Raw genomic sequence first — 23,115 nt, 5'->3', positions numbered from 1 at the left:
GCATGCACCATCGATACGCATGAACTCTCGATATGCATGAATTCTCGATATGCATGAACTCTCGACATGTACAAAAAAACCGGCAATTCCTGCCCCCTGAGGCGCAGAAATTGCCGGTCTGTTCAGCACTGGCGTGATGGCGGCAGACTTGCCCCATCACGCCGAGGCGTCAGATCACAGCGTCTTGAGGGCCGTGATCATGTCGCCAACCACCTTCTGACCATCGCCATACACCATGCGTGTGTGGTCAAGATAGAAGAGGTGGTTCTCGACACCGGAGAAGCCGGAACCCTGGCCGCGCTTGATCACCAGCACGTTGCGTGACTGGTCGGCGTTGAGGATCGGCATGCCGTACAGCGGGCTTGAGGCGTCGTTCTTGGCGACCGGATTGACCACGTCATTGGCACCGATGACCAGCGTGACGTCGGTGGTCTCGAAGTCGTTGTTGATCTCGTCCAGGTCCGCGATCATGTCGTAGGGCACGCCGGCTTCCGCCAGCAGCACGTTCATGTGACCCGGCATGCGACCGGCGACCGGGTGGATCGCGAAGCGCACTTCGACGCCACGCTCACCCAGCAGCTCGACCATCTCCCAGACCTTGTGCTGTGCCTGTGCCACCGCCATGCCGTAGCCCGGCACGATGATGACGCGCTCGGCGAAGGCCAGCTGCACGGCGGCGTCCATCGGATCGGAGGCCTTCATGCTGCCCTCGATCTCGCCCTGCTCGACGCCGGAGGCGCCCCCGAACTGCTTGAACAGCACGTTGCGGATCGGACGATTCATGGCCTTGGCCATCAGCTGGGTCAGCAGCGTACCGGCCGCCCCGACGACAGTACCGGCGATGATCATCGCGGCATTGCCGAGCACGAAGCCTTCCATCGCCACCGCAAGGCCGGTCAGCGCATTGAACAGCGAGATGATCACCGGCATGTCGGCGCCACCGATGGGCAGTGCCAGCATCGCGCCGAACAGCAACGCGAGCGCGAAGAACACCAGCACCAGTGAGCTTGATGGTTCCACCGCCGCGATCACGACACCCAGGTAGACCGTCAGGCCCAGCACGATCATGTTGATCAGCTGCTGACTCGGGAAGTTGAACGCCTTCTTGAGGCGCCCATCCAGCTTGGCCCAGGCCACGATGGAACCGGAGAAGGCCACCGCACCGATCATCGCCCCGAGCACGCCCAGCCACAGCGCCAGCGAGCCGTGCTGCTCGATCAGTGCCGGGTTGTCGCTCATGCGCATCAGCTCGACCGCGGCGATCGCCGCTGCCGCACCGCCGCCCATGCCGTTGTAGATGGCGATCATCTGCGGCATGTCGGTCATCTCGACCTTGTTGCCGGAATACCAGGCGATACCGCCACCGATGACGATGGCCAGCAGCATCAGGCCATAACGACCATCAATCTGCGGATGCAGGAAGGTGAGCAGCGTCGCCACGACCATCGCGATACCGGCCCAATGGATGCCGCTGCGTGCCGTGGAAGGATGTGACATGCGCTTGAGGCCGAGGATGAAGACCACCGCCGCCGCGAAATACCCTGTTTCGACCAGCCAGTTCATCAGCGAGCCTCCTTGTCGTTGATGCCATTGGCAGCGTCTGTGCCCTTGCTGCGATCACTGGTCTTGAACATTTCCAGCATGCGCTCGGTGACCACATAACCGCCGACCGCGTTGCCGGCGCCCAGCAGCACGGCGATGAAGCCGATGAACTGCTGCATGCCGGTCTCGGCCTGACCGAGGGCGATCATCGCCCCGACCAGCACGATGCCGTGGATGAAGTTGGAACCGGACATCAGGGGCGTGTGCAGGATCACCGGCACGCGCGAGATGACCTCGTAGCCGACGAAGGCCGCCAGCATCAGGATGTATACGGCAGAAAGTCCTTCGATCATGCGGCGTCCTCCGCGCGAGCGCGTACGTCATCGTGGGTGATGCGGCCGCCTTCGGTCAGACGCATCGGGCCGAGCACCGCATCCTCGAAGTCCAGCGTCAGTTCGCCGTCCTTCATGAAGGGGGTCAGCAGGTTGAAGAGGTTCTTGGCGTACATCTCGCTGGCATTGACCGCCAGGCTCGAGGCCATGTCCAGCGGGCCGAGTACCGTGACGCCGGCGTGCTCGACACGCTTGCCGGGCTCGGTCAGTTCACAGTTGCCACCGCCTTCGGCGGCGAGATCGACCAGCACGGCGCCGGGCTTCATGCCTTCGACCATCTCGCGGCTGATGATGCGCGGCGACGGACGCCCCGGAATCGCGGCGGTAGAGATCACCACATGCGCATCGCCCATGTGACGTGCCAGCGCATCGGCCTGCTGGGCGCGCTCGTCATCGGTCAGCTCGCGGGCGTAGCCGCCCTCGCCGGAGGCATCGACGCCGGTATCGATCATCTTGGCGCCCAGCGATTCGACCTGCTCACGCGCGGCAGCGCGGATGTCATAGGCCCACACCTGGGCGCCGAGACGCTTGGCGGTCGCGATGGCCTGCAGACCCGCAACGCCGGCACCGACCACCACGACACGCGCGGGACGCACGGTCCCGGCGGCAGTCGTCAGCATCGGGAAGAATACAGAGGACTCATTGGCCGCCAGCAACGCGGCGTGATAGCCCGCGACACCCGCCTGCGAGGACAGGGCGTCCATGCTCTGGGCGCGCGAGATACGCGGCACGAATTCCATGCACAGGCTGGTCAGCCCCTGGCTGGCAAGCTTACTGATCAGCTGCGGGTTCTGGTACGGCGTCATCAATGCCACCACCACCGCGCCTTCACGCAACTCGCTGATCTGTGACTCGCTGGGCGTGCGCACGCACAGCACGAGATCCGCCGCGGCACGCGCCGCCGCGATATCGGCCTCGGCGACGACCGCCACCCCGGGCTGGGCGGCGTAGGCCGCATCATCGAAGTGCGCATGACGTCCGGCGCCGCTCTCCACGTGCACGATGGCGTCGCTGGTGTCACTGACGCTGCTGTCGAGGTGACGCGCGAGCTTGCCGGCCGTCACCGGGTCCAGCGCGACGCGGCATTCCCCGCGCGCCAGTGTGCTGCTCACGCCCTCGTCGGGTGTCACCAGGTCCGGTGCACGCATCTCGCGCACGACTAGAATATTCAGCATCGCGCACCTCGTTTCACGTCCGTGTTCATACCTGAGGCTGCCAGCCTTGAAAGGTTCATGGCGTCGTTCCTGTTGAGCGCTGATTCGCGCCATCCTGCCTGCCGGAGGCGCTTTCAGCGACGTTATTGCCTGTCACAGGTGAGACTTGCCTGAATCGCAAGCCGTGACTCACGCATGGCCAGAAGGCCTGACATCACCCGCGACACGATGAGTGTCCAGCATCAGTCTTTTCTTGTCGGTGCATCAGGGTCAAGCGCTGCATTGCAAAAAAAGCAAGCATAAAGCTATCGTTATGGCAGCCATAACAGCTGCCTTATGCTGACAGGCGTCTTGCGGCACTACCAAGTGACTGATTTGCAATGAGTTTACAAAAGGCACCTCACCAAGAATAGCTCAGCTTTGTGTTATGCATCGCATAATCTCGAGCTTATGGCTGCGATAGCGCCTGCCATGAAAAATGGGATACCGCCGCAGCAGTATCCCATTTTCGTGACGATGACTTGAGTGTCAGCGCGTGTTTCCTGCATTGCGCCAAGCGGATGCTCTGCCATGGCTTGCGCTGTCAGCGAAGCAGTTCAGGCCCCTTCAATGAGAGCCGCTCTGGCAGAACCGCTCAGGACGAGCAACTCATGCAGATCGGCGCAGCATTCGCCGCCGGTGGCCGTGTCCAGTCATCGACGAGTTCGGCAGCGACGCCCTGCGCCTGCCCCAGCTCCAGCGCCGCCTCCAGACTGCCCTCCTCGGGGCGAAAGAAAGGCGCCGTCAGACGCTGACGCACGGCCTTGAGCGTAGTGTCATCACCCTGCTCGACCCGTGCGATCACCTCCAGCAGCAGATGCGTGCGCGGCACATACAGCGGATTGCAACCGAGCATGGCCAGACGACGCTGGCGCTCATCCTCGGCGGAGAGCCCGATGGCCATGACGCGCGCCTGATAGCGCGCGAGCCACGCCGAAGCTTCATCGCGCGCCTGGGCCGAGTTGCCATGCGGCCCACGCTCCCCCGCCAGGCGCACGACCAGCGTTTCCGGCGCGGACTGCGTGACATCCCAATGACTGAGCAGACGGTAGGCATGGGTGTGGTCGACCTTGCCGGCCGCCAGCAGCTCGCGCCACTGCTGCACCAGCGTCATGTCCTCATCGCGAGCATCCGGAAACCCGAGACGCGCGCGCATCAGGCGGGCATATTCGCGCTGCAACTCGCCCTCATAGGTGCCCAGCGCAGCGGAGAGCGCTTCGACATCGATCAGCGGCGACAGCGCGATCCCCAGACGCTCCAGATTCCATAGCCCGATGCCCGGCTGCTGGGCGAAACCATAGCGCCCGGCCTGATCGGTATGATTCGGCACCAGATTCTCTTCATAGCCATCGAGGAAGGCGTAGGGCCCGTAATCGAAGGTCAGCCCCAGCAGCGACATGTTGTCGGTGTTCATCACCGCATGCACGAAGCCGTAGGCCTGCCAGGCCGCGATCAGTCTCGCGGTGCGAGTGATCACTGTCTCGAACATGGCCAGCGCACTGGTCACGCGCACTTGATCTGTGAGGGGCTGGTCTGCAAGCGGCTGGTCCGCCGCTGCCTGCGCGCCGCCTTCCGGCAGTGGTTCAGTCAGCTCCTCGGGCAGACACTCTGAAAAATGCTCCCGCAGGGCGTGATCGATCAGTGTCTTGAGGTCTTCATGCCGGCCGGAGTGGGCCAGCCACTCGAAGTGCCCGAAACGCAGGTGGCTCTCGCAGACGCGCAACACGGTAGCGCCGGGCTCGACGGTCTCGCGCTGAACCCGCTCGGCATTCACCGCCAGTGCCAGCGCGCGGCTGGTGGGAATGCCCAGCGCGGCCATGTACTCGCTGGCCAGATACTCGCGCACGCTGGAGCGCACCACCGCCTGACCATCGCCGAAGCGCGAGTAAGGCGTACGCCCGGCGCCCTTGAGATGCAGATCGAAGGTCTTGCCGTGATCGGTCTCAAGCTCGCCGAGCAGAATGCCTCGCCCGTCGCCGAGCTGCGGATTGTAATGACCGAACTGATGGCCAGTGTATTTCTGGGCCAATGCGTCCATGCCCGGCAGCAACTGCTCACCGGCCATCAAGAGGCGCAGCTGCTCGAGCGCCTCCTCGCTGGAAGCGTCTGAGGTCAAGGGCGCCTCCAGCCCCAGCAGGCGGGCGCAGTCAGGACTCACATCGGCAAGGCGCGTGCCTTGTCGCGGCTGCGGGGCAACACGCGTGAAGAAGTGCTCCGGCAGGCGGGCATAGCGATTGTTGAAGCGCAGCGCCGCCAGGTCGTGCACGTGCGCGGCGGGCGTAGGGGCAAACTCACTCATCAAGAGGCTCCGTCGGGCCGCCGGGGGTCGGCGACTCGCTGGGGGAAGAAGTGGACGCGGCGGCGTCGCTCGGGGTCAGCAGGCTGCGCAGGCCGCCGGAAGGCCGCCCGGGCGGCAGCTTGCTGGCCATTTCATACAGCTTGCGCGCCGTCGTGTCGGTGCGTGCCTGACGCTTGAGCGCCTGCAGGGCATCGTCGGAGCCCCGGGCATGGCCCAGATGCTGATCATGGGCCAGGCGCTGAGCATGACTGGCAGGAGCGCCCGAGGCTTGCGCCTGATCGCGCGCTCCAGCCGCGGGCGACACCGCGGCAGACGTGCCCTCAAGCGAGGTCTCATGACGGCGCAGCAGCAGGCGCTTGCGCGGTGTCAGCGCCAACTCCGACAGGCGTGCCTTGCCCCACCACGGATGTGGCGCCTGCACGCCATGCGTGGACTCGCTCAGCCAGGCCTGCGGCAGTGCCTCGAGCAGAGGGAAGCGCTCACTCTCGCCCTGCGCCTGCCACCAGTGGCTCAGGCGTTCATTGAGCACCAGCAGCTGGCGTGCCCGCGTGGCGGCGGTGTAGCTGAGGTTGGTGACCAGCACCTGATTGGGCAATTGCTGGCGCGCGCCTGGCAATGCCAGATCATCGGCCAGCACCACGCAATCAAATTCGAGACCCTTGGCGCGGAACACCGTCCCCAGCATGACCGTGGGCAGCTCGACCGACTGCCCCCGCGAGTGAGCACTGACGATGGCGGCCTGCAGGTCGCCATCGTGCTTGCGCAGCTCCCCGATCCATTGATCCAGTGGCGCCTGGGCATACCAGGAGGCCAGCTCATGCAGGCTGCGCGCCTGATGATCATCGAGACGCGTCAGAGCCCCCAGCACCTGCGCCGGGGTCTGGCCGAGTCGTGTCAGGGAGGGAGGCAGCAGTCGCCACCACTCACGCTGACTCGCGCTGTCGCCCTGCTCGGCCATCTGATGCGCGCGCCAGAGTCGCCAGTGATCCAGCAGCCCCGCCAGCGGATAGCCTTCGATGCCATCCAGCCAGGCCACCGCGATGCCGCGCTGATGCAGTGCCAGCGCCTCACCCAGCGCCGCCACCGGGCCGGCACTGATCACCGCATGGCGCTTGCCGGAGTGCAGCAATGCCTCACGCACCGCGGGCAGCGCCAGACGGGTCGCCGGGCCGAGGCCGCTCATGGCCTGCTCGCGGGCGGTGGGCGAACAGGCCGCCAACCGCGTGCCCAGCGCCGCCAACGCCGGCCCGAAGCGCCAGGCGCCGGGCAGCGAGTAGACGGTGGCATCGGCCAGCAGCGGCGAATCCAGCGAGCTCATGCCTTCCACCTGACGCGACAGGCTCTGATGCGGGTCGCCGATCAGCAGCAGGTCACAGCGTTGGCGACGCAACATGGCCAGCAGCGCTGGCGTGGCATCCTGCGCCTCATCCAGCATCACCAGGTCGGCCTCCAGCGACTGGCCATGCTGCGACCACAGCTTGAGCAGGGCGTTGAACGACAGGCTCTGCTGATGATCGGCGGGGTCCAGCAGACACTCCCACACCAGCCGCATGCTCTCGACCAGCTGGCGCAGCTCATTGGCGCTCAGCCGTTGTGCCACGCCTTCAGGCAGATGCTCCGGCATCGGCACCGCGTCGCTCTCGGCGAAGAAGGTGTTCAGGCCCTGGGCGATCAGGCTGCGCGACTGACTGGAAAGACTGCCCAGCCAGCTGAGGCTCTGCGGCGCCAGACGGCGCGTGATGTCGGGCTGCCGCTTGAGCTTGTCGCCGTACTCCTCCATCAAGGCCTGGCGCGCCAGCTGATGCAGCGACAGCGACTGGACATTGGCGGGCAGCTGACTGGCAGTCCGCCCGGCCACCGCCGGGTTGAGCGAGGTGTAGATGAGGGTCTCGTCGGCGTAGGTACGCGCCAGCTCGACCATCAGCACGGTCTTGCCGCTGCCGGCACAGGCACGCACCACCACGCAATCGCTGTGCTCGGCGCTGTTGGCCGGCGTGCGATCGCGCAGGCGCGAGGGAAAGGGATGGGCGAGAATTCGCCGTTGATCATTGCTCAGATGCATGGCGGCATGATCCCCCCTGTCAGCGCGGGGGGCAAGACCTTCGCTGCGCGATCATGACTAGGACAGTGCGCCATTGGCCGCGAGGCGCTCACGCACGGTACGCATCAGGCCACGATTCCAGCGCAACAGATCATAGAGCGTGGTGAAGTAGGCATTGCCCCGCGTCGAGTAGGCACTCAACGTCGGGATGAGGTCTTCGGCGCGCACCGGCTGGCCCGCGTTGCGCAGACGCCCGCGCAGCTCACGTAGCTCGGCATAGCTGCGCTGGGAATTGAGGTTGTCGAAATAGGCGGCGATACCGGCCTCCAGGCTCTCGAAACGCCGATATTCACGCCCCGGCGGCCCGATACCGCAGCCGCGCGAGAAGCAGCGCATGCCGAACAGATTGTTGCCCTCACGGGCATGGCCCGACGTCCCCCAGCCCGACTCCTCGATGGCCTGCACCAGCACCATGTCCAGCGGCAGGGTATCGATGCGCAGCAGCAGGCGCGTCCAGCTGACGCCGATGTCCTCGCGCGTGACGTCACAGGGCAGATTGGCCTGATCACACAGGCCGTTGAGGCGCTCCTGCTCGCGCTCGCTGTAGTCACGCCCTCCGTCCCCTGCGCGCTTGCGCATCGCCAGCAACCAGTCGCGCTGCTCGGCGATACGCTGGTTCTCGGCCACCACCAGCGGAATCATCAGTTCGAAGAATGCGACCTTGCGCTTGTTGCCCGCGGGATAGGGCCGCAGGTCCGGCATCTGATGGGTCCTGTCACGGGCCAGCAGCTCATCATCCAGCCGCGCCGCCTGCGCCATCGAGCCCAGCCCCATCACCAGCAGCAAGGCGGCACTGACCATACGAACAGAGCCCGGACGGACAGAGCCCTGACGTACAGAGCTCAGGCGCCACGAGCGCCGCGGCCAGGCCCAGGCCCACGCAGACAGGCGTGGCAGGCCACGCACTCCGCCAGTCAGCCAATCCGCAGAGAAAGGTAGGTAAGTCATGTGCTGCGCTCATCGAGAGGGATGCAGTAGCAGGACGCGAGATACCATCAGCGTATCTCATGAGGCTGCATGAAACCCTAAAAACGCGTGGGCGAGAAGATGGCGCGGTCGGCCAAGCGAGGAAAGACACGGCAAGCCCTGTCGTCTGTCACCGACAGACCGCCAGACGATGCCTGCCTTTCGCGCCACTGCCGCGGCGCGCTCTCTGTGCTCCCTGCGCTTCCTCCCCTTTTTCTTTTTCTTTTTCCCTTTCCCCTTCCTCCCTTCCTACCCTGCCGCCTTCCTGCCCCGCACACCTTGCACCTCGCACTGGACGCTATCGCTGACGACACACCCAACGCAAAACGCCCCCGCAGCATAGGCTGCGAGGGCGTCGTTGCGGACATGCTTGATCAAGCCAGTGGCTCGATCGTTCCGCCGTCTCAGGCGCTGAGCATGCTGTTCAGGCGGCGCACGTAAGCGGCCGGATCTTCCAGCGCACCGCCTTCGGCGATGATGGCCTGATCGAGCAGCACGTGTGCCAGGTCGGTGAAGTAATCGCCTTCACCGCCTTCCAGACGCGTGACCAGGGCGTGCTCCGGGTTCAGCTCGAGAATCGGCTTCACTTCCGGCAGCGGCTGGCCAGCGGCTTCCATCATCTTGCGCATCTGGTAGCCCATCTCGTGCTCCGGCAGCACCACGCAGGCCGGGGAATCGGTCAGGCGGTGCGTGATGCGCACTTCCTGAACGTTCTCGGCCAGCGCTTCCTTGACGCGCTTGACGAGATCTTCCTTGGCCTTGGCGGTCTCTTCCTGGGCCTTCTTCTCTTCTTCGTTCTCGACATCGCCGAGATCGAGATCGCCCTTGGCGACATCCGCGAAGGACTTGCCATCGAACTCGGTGAGATGGCTCATCAGCCACTCGTCGATGCGGTCGGTCAGCAGCAGGACTTCGATGCCCTTCTTGCGGAAGATCTCGAGGTGCGGGCTGGACTTGGCGGCATTGAAGCTGTCGGCGACCAGGTAGTAGATCTTGCTCTGGCCTTCCTTCATGCGCTCGACGTACTGGGCCAGAGACTGGTCCTGGGTCGCGCTGTCGGTCTCGGTGGTGGAGAAGCGCAGCAGCTCGGCGATCTTCTCGCGGTTGGCGAAGTCTTCCGCCGGGCCTTCCTTGAGCACGGAGCCGAACTGGTTCCAGAAGGTCTGGTACTGCTCGGGGTCCTTGGCCAGCTTCTTGAGCATGTCCAGGCCACGCTTGGTCAGCGCGGACTTGAGCTTGTCGACCTGCGGGTCCTGCTGCAGCAGTTCACGCGAGACGTTCAGCGACAGGTCATTGGTGTCCAGCACGCCCTTGATGAAGCGCAGGTACAGCGGCAGGAACTGCTCGGCGTCGTCCATGATGAAGACGCGCTGCACGTAGAGCTTCAGGCCACGCGCGGCATCACGCTGGTAGAGGTCGAACGGCGCACGGCCCGGCACGAACAGCAGGCTGGTGTACTCGAGCTTGCCCTCGACCTTGTTGTGGCTCCAGCTGAGCGGGTCGGAGAAGTCATGCGAGACGTGCTTGTAGAAGTTCTTGTACTCCTCGTCGCTGACCTCGGACTTGGAGCGCACCCACAGCGCGGTGGCGGAGTTGGCGGTTTCCCAGTGGACCTGCTCGTTGCCTTCCTCGTCCTTCTCGACGCGCTTCATGCGCACCGGCAGTTCGATATGGTCAGAGTACTTGGTGACCAGGTTGCGCAGACGATGATCGTCAGCGAACTCGATGGCATCGTCCTTGAGGTGCAGCACGATCTCGGTGCCGCGCTCGGCGCGCTCGATGTCGGCGACGCTGAACTCGCCTTCGCCACGTGAGGTCCACTCGACGCCCTGGTCAGCGCCCAGGTCGGCGCGACGGGTACGCACGGTGATCTCGTCGGCGACGATGAAGCCGGAGTAGAAGCCAACCCCGAACTGACCGATCAGACGCGAATCCTTCTGCTGGTCACCCGACAGGTTCTTCATGAACTCGGCGGTACCGGAGCGCGCGATGGTACCCAGGTTGGCGACCACATCGTCACGGCTCATGCCGATGCCGTTGTCACGCAGGGTGATGGTCTTCGCCTCGGCGTCGTGCTCGATCTCGATGCGCAGTTCGCTGTCGTTGCCGTAGAGGGCATCGTTGTCCAGCGCCTGGTAGCGCAGCTTGTCGCAGGCATCCGCCGCGTTGGAGACCAGCTCGCGCAGGAAGATCTCGCGGTTGGAATACAGCGAGTGGATCATGAGGTGAAGCAGCTGCTTCACTTCTGTCTGGAAGCCGTGCGTTTCGGTGTGAGTGGCGGTCGTCATCGAAAAGGACCTCTATGTCGTGGATGCCTGAAAAGAAGATTCGCGGTGGCCAGAGCGCCCCCGCAACAATTTAACCGGCTCGCCGACGCCTGCCTTTCTTGGGCGGCAGATCGAAGGAAGCACTCGTGGATCAGATATGGGGCAAGGGTGAGGGATTTCAAGGCACTAGCGACATATGATTGCGCCCGGCCCACCAGGCATGTGCCACAGCAACACCCAAGCGGCTCCCTGGGGTAGTAACGAAAGGAGCCAACGAAGGAAGCCAACGGAGAGGTAGCCATCAGGGAGGTGCTTTCTAGTGTGACGCCTGCAGGGCAGACATCACCTGCAATCACGGGGAGGCGAGTGATTCCAGCACGAAGTGCATGCGCGCGCTGGCGACCGGTTGCTCGCGGGATTTCTGCCAGGCGCTGACGCGCACATTGGTCATGCGCCGACCTTCACGCATCACTTCACAGTCGATGCGCGTCACCTGATCGCCGCGCGCCGTGGCCAGATAGTCGATGGAGAAATCGATCAGCTTGGGCAGGCGCGCTTCGCGACCGCCGCGCCCATGCCGCCTGAGCACCTCAAGCGTCGCAGCGGTTTCCATTGCCGCGGCCAGCACGCCGCCATGCACCGCCGGCAGCATCGGGTTGCCGACATTGTCAGGCATCGCCGCCATGGAATAGCTCAGCGCCTGCTCAGGATGCAGCTCGACATCGCTGGCCGCGCCCGCCTGCTGCCCGTCAATGGCACACAGCCCAAGCCCGATCGCCTGCGCGTAGGGCAGACTCGCCAGCAGCGCCGCCAGGTCGGCGTGAGTGCGCTGCCCTTCGACGAAACGTCGCGCACTGAGCAGGCCGCGCGGGTCCTGGGCGTCGCGCGGCGCCTGCGGCTCGGTTTTCTCGCCTGCTGGCTGTGCAGCCTGTGATGACTGCCCCAATGGTTCCGACTCGTCCGTGGAGGGATTCGCGGGGGCTTGAGCGTTGGCCGCCGCCAGCAGCGCCTCGGCAAAGCCGCTGGGCGTATTGCGCTCGCCGAGCCTGACGAAGTTGCCGATCGCGCGACACAGGATCTTGCCCGGCTGCTGCCAGATCTGCGCCTCGGTAAACACCATCGACTCCGTGACCCGCAGCACGCGCGCCTCGCCCACCAACGCCAGGCCCTCGACGCCGGGTCGGTAGTGATCGAGGCGCAGATCCAGCGTCGGGCAGACTTCCGGTGCCGACAGCCCCGTGAGCACGGCACTGCCGCACAACGTATCGGCGAACATGGTCAGCACACCGCCATGCACCAGCCTGCGGTGTGGATCGCCGATCAAGGCCGGTTGCCACGGAAGCTGCATGCGGATGGCCGGCGCGGCGACCTCCTCAACCCTGACGTTCAAGCGCGCCGTGTGCGGAATGAAGCTCAGAAATCCGGTCAGCGCCCGCGCCCAGCTGGCGTCATCCAATACGCCACCCGCAGCCGGCACGTCAGCGGGATTGACGGCCAGCCCCAGCAGGCTCTGCGGCACTGCATGCATCACATCCAAAGCGGCATCGCCATCAACGTGAGGGAGACCACATAGCCGACGCCCCACAACAGGGAACGCAACGTGGCGATGTTGGCCAGATAGCAGCCCCAATAGCCCAGTCGTACCAGCACGAAGATCACCGCCAGCGTGGTCGCGATAGGCGCGCCCGGCGCGGTGATCACGCTGACCAGTACCCCGGCGGCAAACAGCGGAAAGGCTTCGATGGTGTTCTGGTGCGCGGCGAGCGCGCGGGCCCCGAAGCCCGTCAGTTCACGCTGCTGCGCGCGCGGGTCATGGTTGTCGTAACGTCCGGTTCGCTGTTGCGCCCAGGCGACCGGCACCTTGGTCAGCACCAGCATCAGTGCGGCAAACAACAGGCAGGCATAGATCAGCATGCAGAATATCCTTGAAAGGCGTTGTTCAGGGCGTTGCCACAGCGGCGCGTCTCGTTTGTGAACAAACGGTGCGCCGCCCTGTGATGAACGGCAGATCAGACACTGACGGCACGCCAATTCAAACTGGTGTTTGATAGCGTGTCACGAGCATGGCAGGGTCGCGGCGTCCCTGCCATGCGGCCAATGGCCAGTGCCAGGCGTCAGGGCCGGTAGAGAGATGGTGTTTCCACGCTGGATGCCTTCAGGGGGCCGGCGGCTCGGAGGGATCAGGTTCGGGAATCTCGCCACGCCACAGGCGATAGTCGGCCAGCGCATCATCGAGCTTGCCGAGCAACCAGGTCACGATCACCAGATCATCGAGAATCCCCAGCCCCACCAGCAGATCCGGGATCAGATCCAGCGGCGAGACCAGATAGATGAAGGCGCCGGCCGCCAACCCCAGCGCCTTCCACGGTACCGGCCGGTAACGTCCGCTCACCACGTCGCGCAGCAAGGGCCCCATGGTGCGCAAGGCGGCGCCTGCCTTGCCCAGCACATGTCGGCGGCCAAACAATCGCGTCAACCATAATGCCTTGCCCATAGTGGACTCCTCACGGGTAGCACAAATTTCATTCACTGAGCTTGTCAACTTCACGGCAGCACAGCCGCGATATCACTCTCGGATAATTCACTATCAGTATCAGATGGTGCTGTTATTCAGCGCCGACCACTGCCACGATAGCCACTATCGTTACTGAATCGGCAACCCCTGATAGCCAATATCGGGGCACTTGTTCAACATCGGGGCACTGAACCGCCACCACAAGGTCGCAGCCAGTCCACGCCCCCTTTACCGACAGTCGCAGGAGTCCCAGGTGACACCAGGCAAGCAAACACTCCGACCCCGTGGCAGCCGTCGCTTCGCGGCGCTGCGGCACCTCACCGGCCTAGGCCTGCTGCTGGGACTGAGCCTGCCCCTGCAGGCCGCCACTCCCAGTGACCAGAGCTTCCGCGCCGCCTTCGATGATGCGCGCGCCAAGCGTTTTGACGAGATTCAGCAGGTCGCCGTCAATGGCCACGTGCTGGAGGGCTACATCGAGTACCACCAGCTCAAGGCCCGCCTGCCGTACGCCACCGCCGCGGAAGTGCTGTCCTTCATCGAGCGTCATGCGGACTCGCCGTTGGCCGAGTGGATGCGAGGCCAGGCGATCTCCGCCTACGGGCGTACCGGCCGTCATGATGCCCTGCTGGAAGTCAGCGATGGCGTGCCGGCCGGCGCGCAGCGCCAGTGCTATTACTACACGGCGCAGCTGAGCAATGATGTCGCGAGCGCATCGCAAGGCGGCCTGAAGCTCTGGCATGTCTCCGGCTCGCAGGACTCGGCCTGTGACCCGCTGTTCTCGGCGTTGCGCGAGCGCGGCGTGATCGATGATCAAGCCATCTGGGAACGCGCCATGCTCGCCTGGGCTGCCGGCCAGGGTGGCATGGTCAGCTATCTCGAGCGCCAGCTGCCCAGCAGCTGGCAGCGGGCCATCGCGGCACGCGAACAGCTGGAGGGCAACTTTGCCGCCATCACGCGCCTGCCGACCAACCTCGGCCACGGCGGCCATGCCTTCGCCGCCTTGAGCGTCGCCGCCATGCATGGCTTCGTGCGTGCCGACACCGAGGCCGCGCTGGAAGCCTGGCGCAAGGTGAATCCGCACATGCCGATGAGTGATGAACAGCGCCACACCGTCGAACGCGACCTGGCCTGGTATTCATTGGTGCGCGACATCCCCAACAACCGCGGCTGGGTCGATCAGCGCCTGACCATCCTCGATGACGAGGAGCTGTTCGATCTGCGCATGCGCAACGCGGTGCGCGATGGCGACTGGCCGCAGGTGCGTGAATGGGTGTTGAAGATGCCGGACCGCTTCCGCAACGAAGCCCGCTACCAGTATTGGCTGGGGCGTGCCGATGACAGCCTGGGCCGCCCGCAGGAAGCACGCGCCGCCTGGACGCGTGCCGCGACCGAGCGCAACTTCTACGGCTTCCTGGCCGCCGACCGTATCGGGCAGGCGTATTCGCTCAATCGCGATGACCAGGACTTCTCCGACGCGGAGCTGGCCGAGGTCGCCGAGACGCCGGCCGTCAAGCGTGTCAGGGCGCTGATGAACATCGACGAGATCGGTCTGGCTCGCTCCGAATGGTTCAACGCCGTCACCCAGGCGGATGACGCCGATGCTCGCCGTCTCGCAGCCTATGCACTGCAGCAGAAATGGTATGACCTGACCGTCTTCGCCACCATCCGCGGCCAGCTGTGGGATGGCCTTTCCTGGCGCTTCCCGCCGGCCTGGCAGCAGGACTTCCAGCGCTTCGGTGCCGATGCCGGCGTCGACCCGTGGATGCTGATGGCACTCGCGCGTCGCGAGAGCGCCTTCAACCCCACCGCCACCTCGCCGGTGGGCGCACGCGGCCTGATGCAGCTGATGCCGGGCACCGCCGCTCAGGTCAGTCGCGGCCTGGGGCTGCCCACGCCCAGCAACGCGGCGCTGGGTGATCCGGTCACCAATATCCGCCTTGGCAGCACCTACATCCGCGAGATGCTGGACCGCTACTCCGGCAACCGCCTGGCTGCCGCCGCGGCCTACAACGCCGGGCCGGGGCGCGTCGATCGTTGGCTCGCCGACACCCCGGGCGAATACGACCGCTTCGTCGAGCGTATCCCCTTCAAGGAGACCCGCGAATACGTCAAGGCCGTGCTGGCCTACCGCGTGATCTTCGAAAGCCTGGCCAAGGGCACCAGCGAAGGTGTCAAGGTGGTCAGCGACCGCGAAGTCAGCCAGCGCTACACCACCGCGCTAGTGGATCGCCGCTGAGCCGAGCAGCATCCAGCAACGAAAACGCCAGCCCCATGGGGCTGGCGTTTTCGTTTCCATGGTATCAGGGCCCATGGCATCAGAGCTCATTGCGCCCTTCCGCCATTCTTTCAGCCATTTGTTCAGTCAGTCATCGCGACGTGGACGAATGGCGGGCGAGGACCCGGACTGGCTCTCGCCCTTGGCTTCTCCCGGTCGCGAGGCGGCCACACCATTGCCGAACGGCGGCTTCTGCTGAGGGGTGTAACGCCCCAGCGCCTCGGCATAGCTCAGAGGTCGCCCTTCATCGCTTCTCTTGCCCTTGCCACGCCAGCCCTGGCGCTTGCCGGGAGCGCCCTGGGGCTGTGGTGCGTCGTCATGGGCCTGAGATTCCGCATAGGGCTGAGATGCCGCATTGGAGCGAGGCGCATAGGGCTGAGACGCCCCCTCGCCTTCAGCCTCGCCGCCTGGGTATGCCTGCGACACCACCGGCTCCGAGGCCGCTCGGCCGGAATAGGCCAAGGGCTGGGAGCGCGTGACGCGCGGTGTACGCATCAGTCGCACCATCAGCCAGACCGCCAGTGCCCAGCAGAGCGTGCCCAGCACGCCATAGACGATCATCGCCCAGACATTGCCGGGGCGGTGGCCAGCATTGATGATGATCACACGCGACAGATCGATGTCGGGCCAGCGCTCGGCCAGAAGGGAGCGCTCATCGCCCGGCAGGTCCGTCTCGGCGTGCAATACGGTGCCGAACAGGCCATCGGGGAACTCGATCAGCGGCGGCACGTTTTCCAGGCTCTGCACGGAGTCGGTTCGCACCAGCACGCCCATGCGCTCGATGCGCGGCCATTCTTCCGAGGGGATGCCATCGATGCCCCCGAAGGCGCGTGACAGGCCGGCCAATTCCAGCAGATAGGGGTTCATGTCAGAGATGACCGGATAATAGAGCGTCTCGATGCGGCGCCCCCCGTCTGCATTGGCATCGAGGCGGAAGGTCTCGGTGTGCTCGCGATAGACCGCCCAGTGATTGCGCAGCGAGACGAACTGATTGACCGGCAGATTGCCCTGCTCCACCGACTCGAGATTCAGCGTTTCGGGGCGCGTGGTCACGCGCCCGACCCAGCGCCCCTCATCGACAGCGTACAGCCAGGCCGCTATCCCGGCGACCACCAGCACCACGGCACTCAACCCGCCCAGACGGCGACGAAGGGTATGTGAAAGACTCATCCGATTGCGTTCCCTGCCAATGCCAGCCTTGATGGGCCGGTCTTCATGTCATGAATGCAGCACTGTGCCGCTGCTGTCGTTGGCTCGGGCAGGCGTCAGCACCGGCCCGGGCATCATTGTTGTTCGAGCCGTGCTGCCAATCGATTGCTCTTGTCGCAGTAGCGTTGCCGCAGGCGCAGGATCTCCAGAGAATTCGAGGACAGGGCATCCAGCACGTAGCGGTTGCAGGCCTGCTCGGCTTCTCGATGCGCCGCTTCCAGCGCCTTGCGCGCCTTGCGCTCTGCAGGCGTCATGCCCGCATAGGGGTCGCGCCGAGGCTTGAAAGTCGCTGCGGCCTTGCAATACATGGTGCGGGTGTCGATATGCGCCGCCCGCCCCCGGCGCTGCAAGGCATGGCAGGTCTCGACGAACAGTCGGCTGGCCATGCGCGAGCACTCGCGCTGCTCGACGGCGGTACCGGTCTTTTCCAGATGTGCACAGACCGACTCATCATCGATGCGCCACAGCTGGTGGCGGAAGTCGATGGTGTAACCGTAGTAAAGCACCCGTACCTGCTGTACGCGGGAATCGTAGACATCACTGATATCCCGAGCTTCCAGGTGCGTGACGACCTTGAGAAAGGCCGCCAGAGTCAATGTCACAGGATCCATGTGTCATCAAGGATACGAACCGTCATCCCATGCGCTCCGTTGCGATGTTGGCAGTGGCCGCTCATCCCTAGCGGCCTAGCGCCAGCCGTGCCCCCAGCAGCACCATGACGGACCCGGTGATGCCTTCCATCCAGCAGGCGACTCGCGGCCTTGCCAGCCAGCGTCCTGCGCCACCGACCATCAGCGCCACGCTGATCTGCCAGAGATTGGCGATCACGAAGTGGACACCCGCCAGCCACAATGACTTGAGCACGGCCGGGTCGGTCGGCGCGATGAACTGCGGCAGAAAGGCCATGTAGAACACCACCGTCTTGGGATTGAGCACATTGGACAGGAAGCCCTCACGCAGCGGCAGCCAGCACGATACCTGCTGCCGTGTCACGCTGACGTCGACATTCAGCCCGCGTGCGCGCCGCGCACTCTTGAGACTCTTGATGCCCAGCCAGATCAGATAGCCCGCCCCGACCAGCTTGAGGGCCGAGAACGCCCATGCCGACTGCAACAGGATCAGCGAGATGCCCGCCGACGACACCAGCGCGTGCACGAAGAGACCGGCACAGATCGCGAGACTGGTCAGCACGCCGTCTCGCAGGCCGCCGCGCGAGGTATTGCGAATCACCAGCAGGGTGTCGACCCCGGGTGTGACCGTCAGCAAGGTGATGGCCACCACGAAGGACCAGAAGGCAGCATCGAACTGGATGAAATCAAACATGACGAACGTCCTTGCGACAGACCCGCTTCAGTAGCCGAATTCGTGCCCCCATGGCACTGAACAGGCGACCAGTCTAGGCGAGCACGGCCAGCCTGCAAAGCCATCCCCATCAAGATGACAGCCTGGTTTGCCTCTGAATGGTGCACTTCAGTCTTTTGTCTTACTGCGTTGCTACACAACGGCGCAGCCGCTCTCATGAACCCGCAGCTGATGGCATGCAGAAGCCAAATCGCGTCATCAAGGATACGAGCCTCGACTCCTAAAATACGCTGCGTCGCTGTTGAGCGACCAACGCAGCCTTCAACCTACCAACCAGAACCCCGTGGCGACATCCAGCAGCAGCACCAGCAAGGCCAGCAGGATGACCAGGCCATCCTCCCCGATCAGGCCCAGTCCCAGCAGCAGCAAGGTCGCTGCCGGCAAGGCCGCGGCGAAGGGCACCAGCTCCAGCGGCACCATGGCCGTGGCCAGCAGGATGGTCAGCGCCGCGATACCGCGATAGGCAACGCCGCGCGTCATGAAGCTCAGGCGTGGCTTGAGCAGACGATCGAGGCGTCGTGTCCAGGGCCTTGCCCGCTCGACGCCATGGGTCAGGCGTTGATGCTCGAAACTGAAGCGCGCCAGCCGGCGTGGCAACCACGGCATCCTGCGCCCCAGCAACAGTTGACCCGCGATCAGCACGATGAACAGCGCGCAGGTCGTCGGTACGCCGGGGATCGCCCCGGTCGGCAGCAGTACCAGCAAGGCAGGCAATACCAGCAAGGGGCCGAAGCCCCGGGAGTTGAAGTGCTCCAGAATGTCGCCCAGCGAGATATCCCCTTCGATCTCGCGGTCCAGCTCTTCCAGCAACCCCGTGAGGTTGCCTTCATTGGCGTGCTTGCTCATGCGAGCTCCCTATCGGGAAGATGACGGAGGGTGTGAAGGTCTCGAGCCGTGGCGAGGCAGCTGGTGCCGCCCCGCCACGGTGAATCGTCAGCCGACCAGGCGATCGCCCAGCATGCCGATCATGAACCCCAGCGAGGCGCCCAATGGCGGTGACCAGTGATGCGCCACCCGCGACTGGGGCGCAATGTCCTGGAAGACGAGGTAGAGAATGCCGCCGGCGGCGAAGGCCATCAGACCGCCCAGCACGCCCGGCGCATCCGCAAGCCACAGATGGCCGGCCAATGCCGCCAGCGGGCCCAGCAGTGACAGCAGCACGAAGGCCCCGAGCCCCTGACGCGCCGTCAGCCCGACCCCTTCCAGCTCACGGTAGGCATTGAAGCCTTCCGGCAGGTTCTGCACCGCGATGAACAGTGCCAGCAGCATCGCCGCGGCGGGAGAGGCAGAGGCCAGTGCGCCCAGTGCGATCGCCTCGGGGATGAAATCCATCAGCATCGCCAGCAACTGGCCCTTGGCACCGCCACCGCGCGCCAGCCAGCGGTCCAGTTGCATGAAGGTCAGCGCGCCCAACAGGAACAGCCCCAACAGCGCCGTGATGGACAGCGCCTGCATGGCATGCGGCACCAGCACCAATGACACGGCGGCCAACAGAATGCCGCCGCCGAGCGCGGTGATCCCCGCCAGCCAGCTGCGCTTGACGTGACTCTCGTGACTGCGCTCCAGCTGGGCGATCACGCCACCCAGCGGCATGCACAACCCGGCAGCCCAGGCGAGCGCCACCATGGTCCACGGAATCGATGCCATCATGCTGTCGTCGGGGCTGCAGGACTCGGTCGCGCGCCCAGCACACGCATCAACAGGCTGGTGCCGACGCCCCAGGCGCCATTCAGGATCAGGCCACCGACCACCATCAGTGGCGCGACCTCGATCCCCTTGAGCGGAAAGACGACCAGCATGGCCACGGCCGTCGGGCCGACTGCACCGAAGACGAGGCTGATCAGCCAATGGCTGACGCCCGTCCTGCGGCGCACCAATGCCCACAGCGGCAGCCCCCACAGCCCGCCCCAGAAGGCCAGCGAGAGCACTGACGGGACGCCCAGCGGCCCGGTAGGCGTCATGTTGTAGGGTGCATTGGGCAGGATATCGGCCAGATAGAAGAGCCCGAAGAGGCCCTGATGGAAGATCAGAGTCGCCAGAAAGGCGGCGATGAAGGCTTTCAACCAGATCATGTTCACTTCCTTGTCGTCATGTTGATGAAAACATCCGAGCCCCAGCACATTAGAACATGCGAAAACTCGACACTGCCTTTCCTGCTACGTCACTTCCGTCCCGCTGGATGCAACGCAGGCGTGATCTCTAGCGCTGGGTGGCCGGCGCCTGCTCGGCATGACGCAGCGATATCTGGTCATTGAGTGTCCAGAAGTCATACAGCACGCCGATGAAGAACAGCCCACCGGTGCACAGGTAGAGCAAGCCGGTCAGCCACTTGCCCATGTACATGCGATGGATGCCGAACACTCCCAGGAAGGTGAGCAGAATCCAGCTCAGCGAGTAATTGATCGGGCCTTCGCGAAAACGGAAGTCCGCCTCGCGGTCCATCGCCGGAATCAGGAACAGGTCGATCAACCAGCCGATGCCCAGCAACCCGAAGGTGAACAGCCAGATGGTGCCGGTGACCGGCTTGCCATAGTAGAAACGGTGCGCGCCGAGGAAACCGAAGATCCACAGCAGATAGCCCATGGTCTTGGAATGCGTGTCCTGTACAACAGGCGATGTGGTCATCAGTGAAGCCTTAGCCGCGATGCGGCAGATCATGATTGCGAATACAGTCAATGCGGTCTTGGCGCCGATGAATCAAGCCTTCTGCCGCCAGAGGCCACGCCCGGAAACGACAACGCCACCCGCGCACTGGCGCGGATGGCGTCGGATCAACAGGTGTCTCTTCATCGCTCCCGGGAGCGAAAGCCAGGCCGGGAACGAAAGCCAGGCCGCAGCCGGCGCTAGATGACACCCAGCTCGCGCAGACGCTCCTTGAGGTAGGAGTCCGCCGTGTGCTTGTCAGACAGTACCACTTCGGGACGCGGATGCAGGAACAGCGGCAACGACAGACGTGACTGGCTGGAGCCCTCGCCGGTCGGGTTGATCACGCGGTGCGTGGTCGACGGGAAGTAGCCACCGCTGGTCTCCTGAAGCATGTCGCCGACATTGATGACCAGCTGACCCGGATCACAGGGCACGTCCATCCATTCGCCATTGACGTCCATCACCTGCAGGCCCGGCTCGTTGGCTGCCGGCAGCACGGTCAGCAGATTGATGTCTTCATGCGCCGCGGCACGGACGGCGCCCGGCTCTTCACTGCCGGTCATCGGCGGGTAGTGAAGCACGCGCAGCAGCGTCTGACCGCTGTCCTTGATCATGTTGGAGAGCGGTTCACGGTAGAGCTCGGCCACTTCGGCAGGTGAATGGGCCTCGACCCAGCTCAGAAGCTCTGCCGCGAAGGCTTCGGCCTGGCGGTAATACTCCATGGCATTCTCGCGCAGACTGTCCGGAATCTTGCCCCACGGGTAGATGTGGTAATACTCCTTGAGATCACGCGCCGTATGGCCCTTGGCGGTCTCGGAGACATCTGCCGGGAAGAGTCCATCCTGGGTCTTGGGGTCGAAGCGCCAGTCAAGCTTGTCGGCGCTGGAGAAGAATTCGGCCCATTCGGCGTAGATCTTCTCGACCAATTCATGAGAGATCGGGTGATTGCGGATGACACCGAAGCCCGTCGTGCGCAGGGATTCGACAAATTTTTCGGCCGCATCGGCCGAGCGGTAATCTACGTTCTGGACCTTCATGGCATTTCCATCTATGTTGGCTCTGTGTGAGCATCCTACTTGAGCCGGAAGGAGTCGCCAATACGACAACTTTCTGTTCGAATGGAAGTGAGCACGTGCAGCCTAGGCTGCATGCGTAGGTCAAGCAGGAAAGGATGTCGTCGCTGGACGCAACGCGTCTCTCTGGTGGAATTCCCCCTAGCCGCACCAACGCACTCTGGTCTGATGGGCAGACCACCAACATCATCTCGTAAGCAAGGAAAGAATCATGGCAACTGGCACAGTCAAGTGGTTTAACGACACCAAAGGTTTCGGCTTCATTTCTCCGGACGACGGCGGCGACGACCTGTTCGCGCACTTCTCTGAAATTCAGGCAGAAGGCTTCAAGTCCCTGCAAGACGGTCAGAAGGTTTCCTTCGACGTCACCCAGGGCAAGAAAGGCCTTCAGGCCGCAAACATCAAGCCGGTCTGATCTTCTCGATCAGCCTGGTCAGGCCGCCTTCACCGGCGCTCTGATGATGGCAGCAAGACAGTTATGGAAAAGCCCGCCTTCCGGCGGGCTTTTTTGTGGCCAGGCCTTGGCCTGACTCACGCTTCACGAAGAATCACCAGCAACAAGAACGCCGCGACCCAAAGGGGCGCGGCGTTCTTGTATCGGCGGCCATGTCACTCGTACTCAGCCAGTGACATGGCTTGCGACAGGCATCACGCCAGCATTCGCTGGCCAGTGATTACTGCTGCGCTTCGTCGATGGACTCGTTGGCATCCTGCTGCGCAGCGTTGATCTTCTCGTTCGCTTCGGCAGCAGCGTTGTCGCCAGACTGCTCAGCGGAGTCGGTCAGCTCGGCAGCCTGCTCCTTGGTGGAGTCATAGGCGTTCTTGGCAGCATCGGCAGTGGCGTCAGCAGCATCGTTGACACCTTCCTTGGCGGACTCATAGGTCTCGGAAGCAGCGTTCTTGGTCGCGTCGAGGGCACTTTCGCTCTCGGCGGCAGCTTCATCGCCCATGGCATCGGCAGATTCGGCAGCGTCGTCAGCCATGTTGTCGGCCTTGTCAGCAGCGTCATCCATCTCTGCGGCCGCTTCGTCAGCTGCCTGGTCCATCTTCTCGGCAGCGGCGTCAGTCGCTTGATCGGCGCTCTGTTCAGCCTGCTCGGCGCTCTGCTCGGCAGAGGTCTCGGCGTTCTGGGCAGCTTTGTCAGTATCGCCATTATCGCAACCAGCGATGGCCAGAGACAGGCCAGCGGCCAGTGCGGGAATCATCCATTGCTTGAGTTTCATCGTCTTCTCCATGATAGGTGGGGAGTTGCCAGCCCCTGTTTCCTGCAAGTGG

At 64.1% G+C, this 23,115-nt stretch carries 21 protein-coding genes; 2 read left to right on the top strand and 19 right to left on the bottom strand.

All coding sequences use genetic code 11. From position 1 onward, the window contains the following. Positions 1-174: 174 nt before the first annotated feature. The 10 genes from HA399_RS04975 to HA399_RS04930 all read right to left on the bottom strand — a co-directional run bounded on the left by HA399_RS04975 (position 175) and on the right by HA399_RS04930 (position 13,254). Positions 175-1,563, bottom strand: a complete 1,389-nt coding sequence (locus HA399_RS04975; protein ID WP_043335534.1) for an NAD(P)(+) transhydrogenase (Re/Si-specific) subunit beta — start codon at positions 1,561-1,563, stop codon at positions 175-177. Then, a complete protein-coding gene (locus HA399_RS04970; RefSeq protein ID WP_043335532.1) occupies positions 1,563-1,895 on the bottom strand; it encodes an NAD(P) transhydrogenase subunit alpha in 333 nt (110 codons plus the stop codon). Before HA399_RS04970 ends, HA399_RS04975 begins: the two co-directional genes overlap by 1 nt. Next, the gene (locus HA399_RS04965; protein WP_200906709.1) at positions 1,892-3,109 is read right to left on the bottom strand and encodes an NAD(P) transhydrogenase subunit alpha; all 1,218 of its coding nucleotides are present in this window, start codon (positions 3,107-3,109) and stop codon (positions 1,892-1,894) included. The genes HA399_RS04970 and HA399_RS04965 overlap by 4 nt, the downstream gene beginning before the upstream one ends. 613 nt (positions 3,110-3,722) lie before the next feature. Further along, positions 3,723-5,426: a YdiU family protein gene (locus HA399_RS04960; RefSeq protein ID WP_404326265.1), complete on the bottom strand. Its 1,704-nt coding sequence runs from the start codon at positions 5,424-5,426 to the stop codon at positions 3,723-3,725. Beyond that, positions 5,419-7,488 (bottom strand): ATP-dependent helicase, encoded by a 2,070-nt coding sequence (locus HA399_RS04955; protein WP_404326264.1) that lies wholly within the window; start codon positions 7,486-7,488, stop codon positions 5,419-5,421. The genes HA399_RS04960 and HA399_RS04955 overlap by 8 nt, the downstream gene beginning before the upstream one ends. Before the next feature lie 57 nt (positions 7,489-7,545). After that, on the bottom strand, positions 7,546-8,475 hold the full coding sequence (locus tag HA399_RS04950) for a glucosaminidase domain-containing protein (protein WP_404326263.1): 930 nt from the start codon (positions 8,473-8,475) through the stop codon (positions 7,546-7,548). A gap of 422 nt (positions 8,476-8,897) precedes the next feature. Further along, positions 8,898-10,781 (bottom strand): molecular chaperone HtpG, encoded by a 1,884-nt coding sequence (htpG, locus tag HA399_RS04945; protein WP_107335276.1) that lies wholly within the window; start codon positions 10,779-10,781, stop codon positions 8,898-8,900. Positions 10,782-11,112: 331 nt separating this feature from the next. Beyond that, the gene (locus HA399_RS04940; RefSeq protein WP_404326906.1) at positions 11,113-12,288 is read right to left on the bottom strand and encodes a hotdog domain-containing protein; all 1,176 of its coding nucleotides are present in this window, start codon (positions 12,286-12,288) and stop codon (positions 11,113-11,115) included. After that, positions 12,288-12,674: an MAPEG family protein gene (locus HA399_RS04935; RefSeq protein ID WP_404326261.1), complete on the bottom strand. Its 387-nt coding sequence runs from the start codon at positions 12,672-12,674 to the stop codon at positions 12,288-12,290. Before HA399_RS04935 ends, HA399_RS04940 begins: the two co-directional genes overlap by 1 nt. Positions 12,675-12,915: 241 nt before the next feature. Then, positions 12,916-13,254, bottom strand: a complete 339-nt coding sequence (locus HA399_RS04930) for a YkvA family protein (protein ID WP_043335522.1) — start codon at positions 13,252-13,254, stop codon at positions 12,916-12,918. A gap of 274 nt (positions 13,255-13,528) precedes the next feature. Here HA399_RS04930 and HA399_RS04925 point away from each other — a divergent pair, with 274 nt between their 5' ends. Next, the gene (locus HA399_RS04925) at positions 13,529-15,511 is read left to right on the top strand and encodes a transglycosylase SLT domain-containing protein (RefSeq protein ID WP_279876633.1); all 1,983 of its coding nucleotides are present in this window, start codon (positions 13,529-13,531) and stop codon (positions 15,509-15,511) included. Between the two features lie 126 nt (positions 15,512-15,637). Here the strand turns inward: HA399_RS04925 and HA399_RS04920 are convergent, their stop codons facing one another. From HA399_RS04920 to HA399_RS04885, 8 genes are all read right to left on the bottom strand, one after another. After that, complete coding sequence (locus HA399_RS04920) at positions 15,638-16,720, bottom strand: hypothetical protein (RefSeq protein ID WP_404326260.1); 1,083 nt, start codon at positions 16,718-16,720, stop codon at positions 15,638-15,640. A gap of 113 nt (positions 16,721-16,833) precedes the next feature. Then, entirely contained in the window at positions 16,834-17,370 is a 537-nt protein-coding gene (locus HA399_RS04915; RefSeq protein ID WP_043335517.1) for a hypothetical protein, read from the bottom strand. Positions 17,371-17,437: 67 nt separating this feature from the next. Beyond that, positions 17,438-18,082, bottom strand: coding sequence for a LysE family translocator (locus HA399_RS04910; protein ID WP_043335514.1), 645 nt, complete (start codon positions 18,080-18,082; stop codon positions 17,438-17,440). Positions 18,083-18,382: 300 nt separating this feature from the next. Continuing rightward, on the bottom strand, positions 18,383-18,967 hold the full coding sequence (locus HA399_RS04905; protein WP_404326259.1) for an exopolysaccharide biosynthesis protein: 585 nt from the start codon (positions 18,965-18,967) through the stop codon (positions 18,383-18,385). 87 nt (positions 18,968-19,054) lie between these two features. After that, entirely contained in the window at positions 19,055-19,768 is a 714-nt protein-coding gene (locus HA399_RS04900; protein ID WP_404326258.1) for a ZIP family metal transporter, read from the bottom strand. Continuing rightward, the gene (locus HA399_RS04895) at positions 19,768-20,193 is read right to left on the bottom strand and encodes a hypothetical protein (protein WP_404326256.1); all 426 of its coding nucleotides are present in this window, start codon (positions 20,191-20,193) and stop codon (positions 19,768-19,770) included. The genes HA399_RS04900 and HA399_RS04895 overlap by 1 nt, the downstream gene beginning before the upstream one ends. Before the next feature lie 127 nt (positions 20,194-20,320). Continuing rightward, positions 20,321-20,746: a TM2 domain-containing protein gene (locus tag HA399_RS04890; protein WP_043335505.1), complete on the bottom strand. Its 426-nt coding sequence runs from the start codon at positions 20,744-20,746 to the stop codon at positions 20,321-20,323. A gap of 218 nt (positions 20,747-20,964) precedes the next feature. Continuing rightward, entirely contained in the window at positions 20,965-21,804 is an 840-nt protein-coding gene (locus tag HA399_RS04885) for an isopenicillin N synthase family oxygenase (protein ID WP_043335503.1), read from the bottom strand. A 247-nt stretch (positions 21,805-22,051) separates the two neighbouring features. On the opposite strand from HA399_RS04885, the gene HA399_RS04880 reads away from it, so the two are divergent. Next, positions 22,052-22,255, top strand: coding sequence for a cold-shock protein (locus HA399_RS04880; protein WP_043335501.1), 204 nt, complete (start codon positions 22,052-22,054; stop codon positions 22,253-22,255). Between the two features lie 259 nt (positions 22,256-22,514). Here the strand turns inward: HA399_RS04880 and HA399_RS04875 are convergent, their stop codons facing one another. After that, the gene (locus tag HA399_RS04875; protein WP_052384908.1) at positions 22,515-23,063 is read right to left on the bottom strand and encodes a hypothetical protein; all 549 of its coding nucleotides are present in this window, start codon (positions 23,061-23,063) and stop codon (positions 22,515-22,517) included. Positions 23,064-23,115: the final 52 nt, after the last annotated feature.

Source organism: Cobetia sp. UIB-001 (assembly GCF_044789135.1).
Classification (GTDB): Bacteria; Pseudomonadota; Gammaproteobacteria; order Pseudomonadales; family Halomonadaceae; genus Cobetia; species Cobetia amphilecti.
Note: the sequence above shows the minus strand (reverse complement) of the source record. Positions and strands in the feature narration are given on the sequence as shown.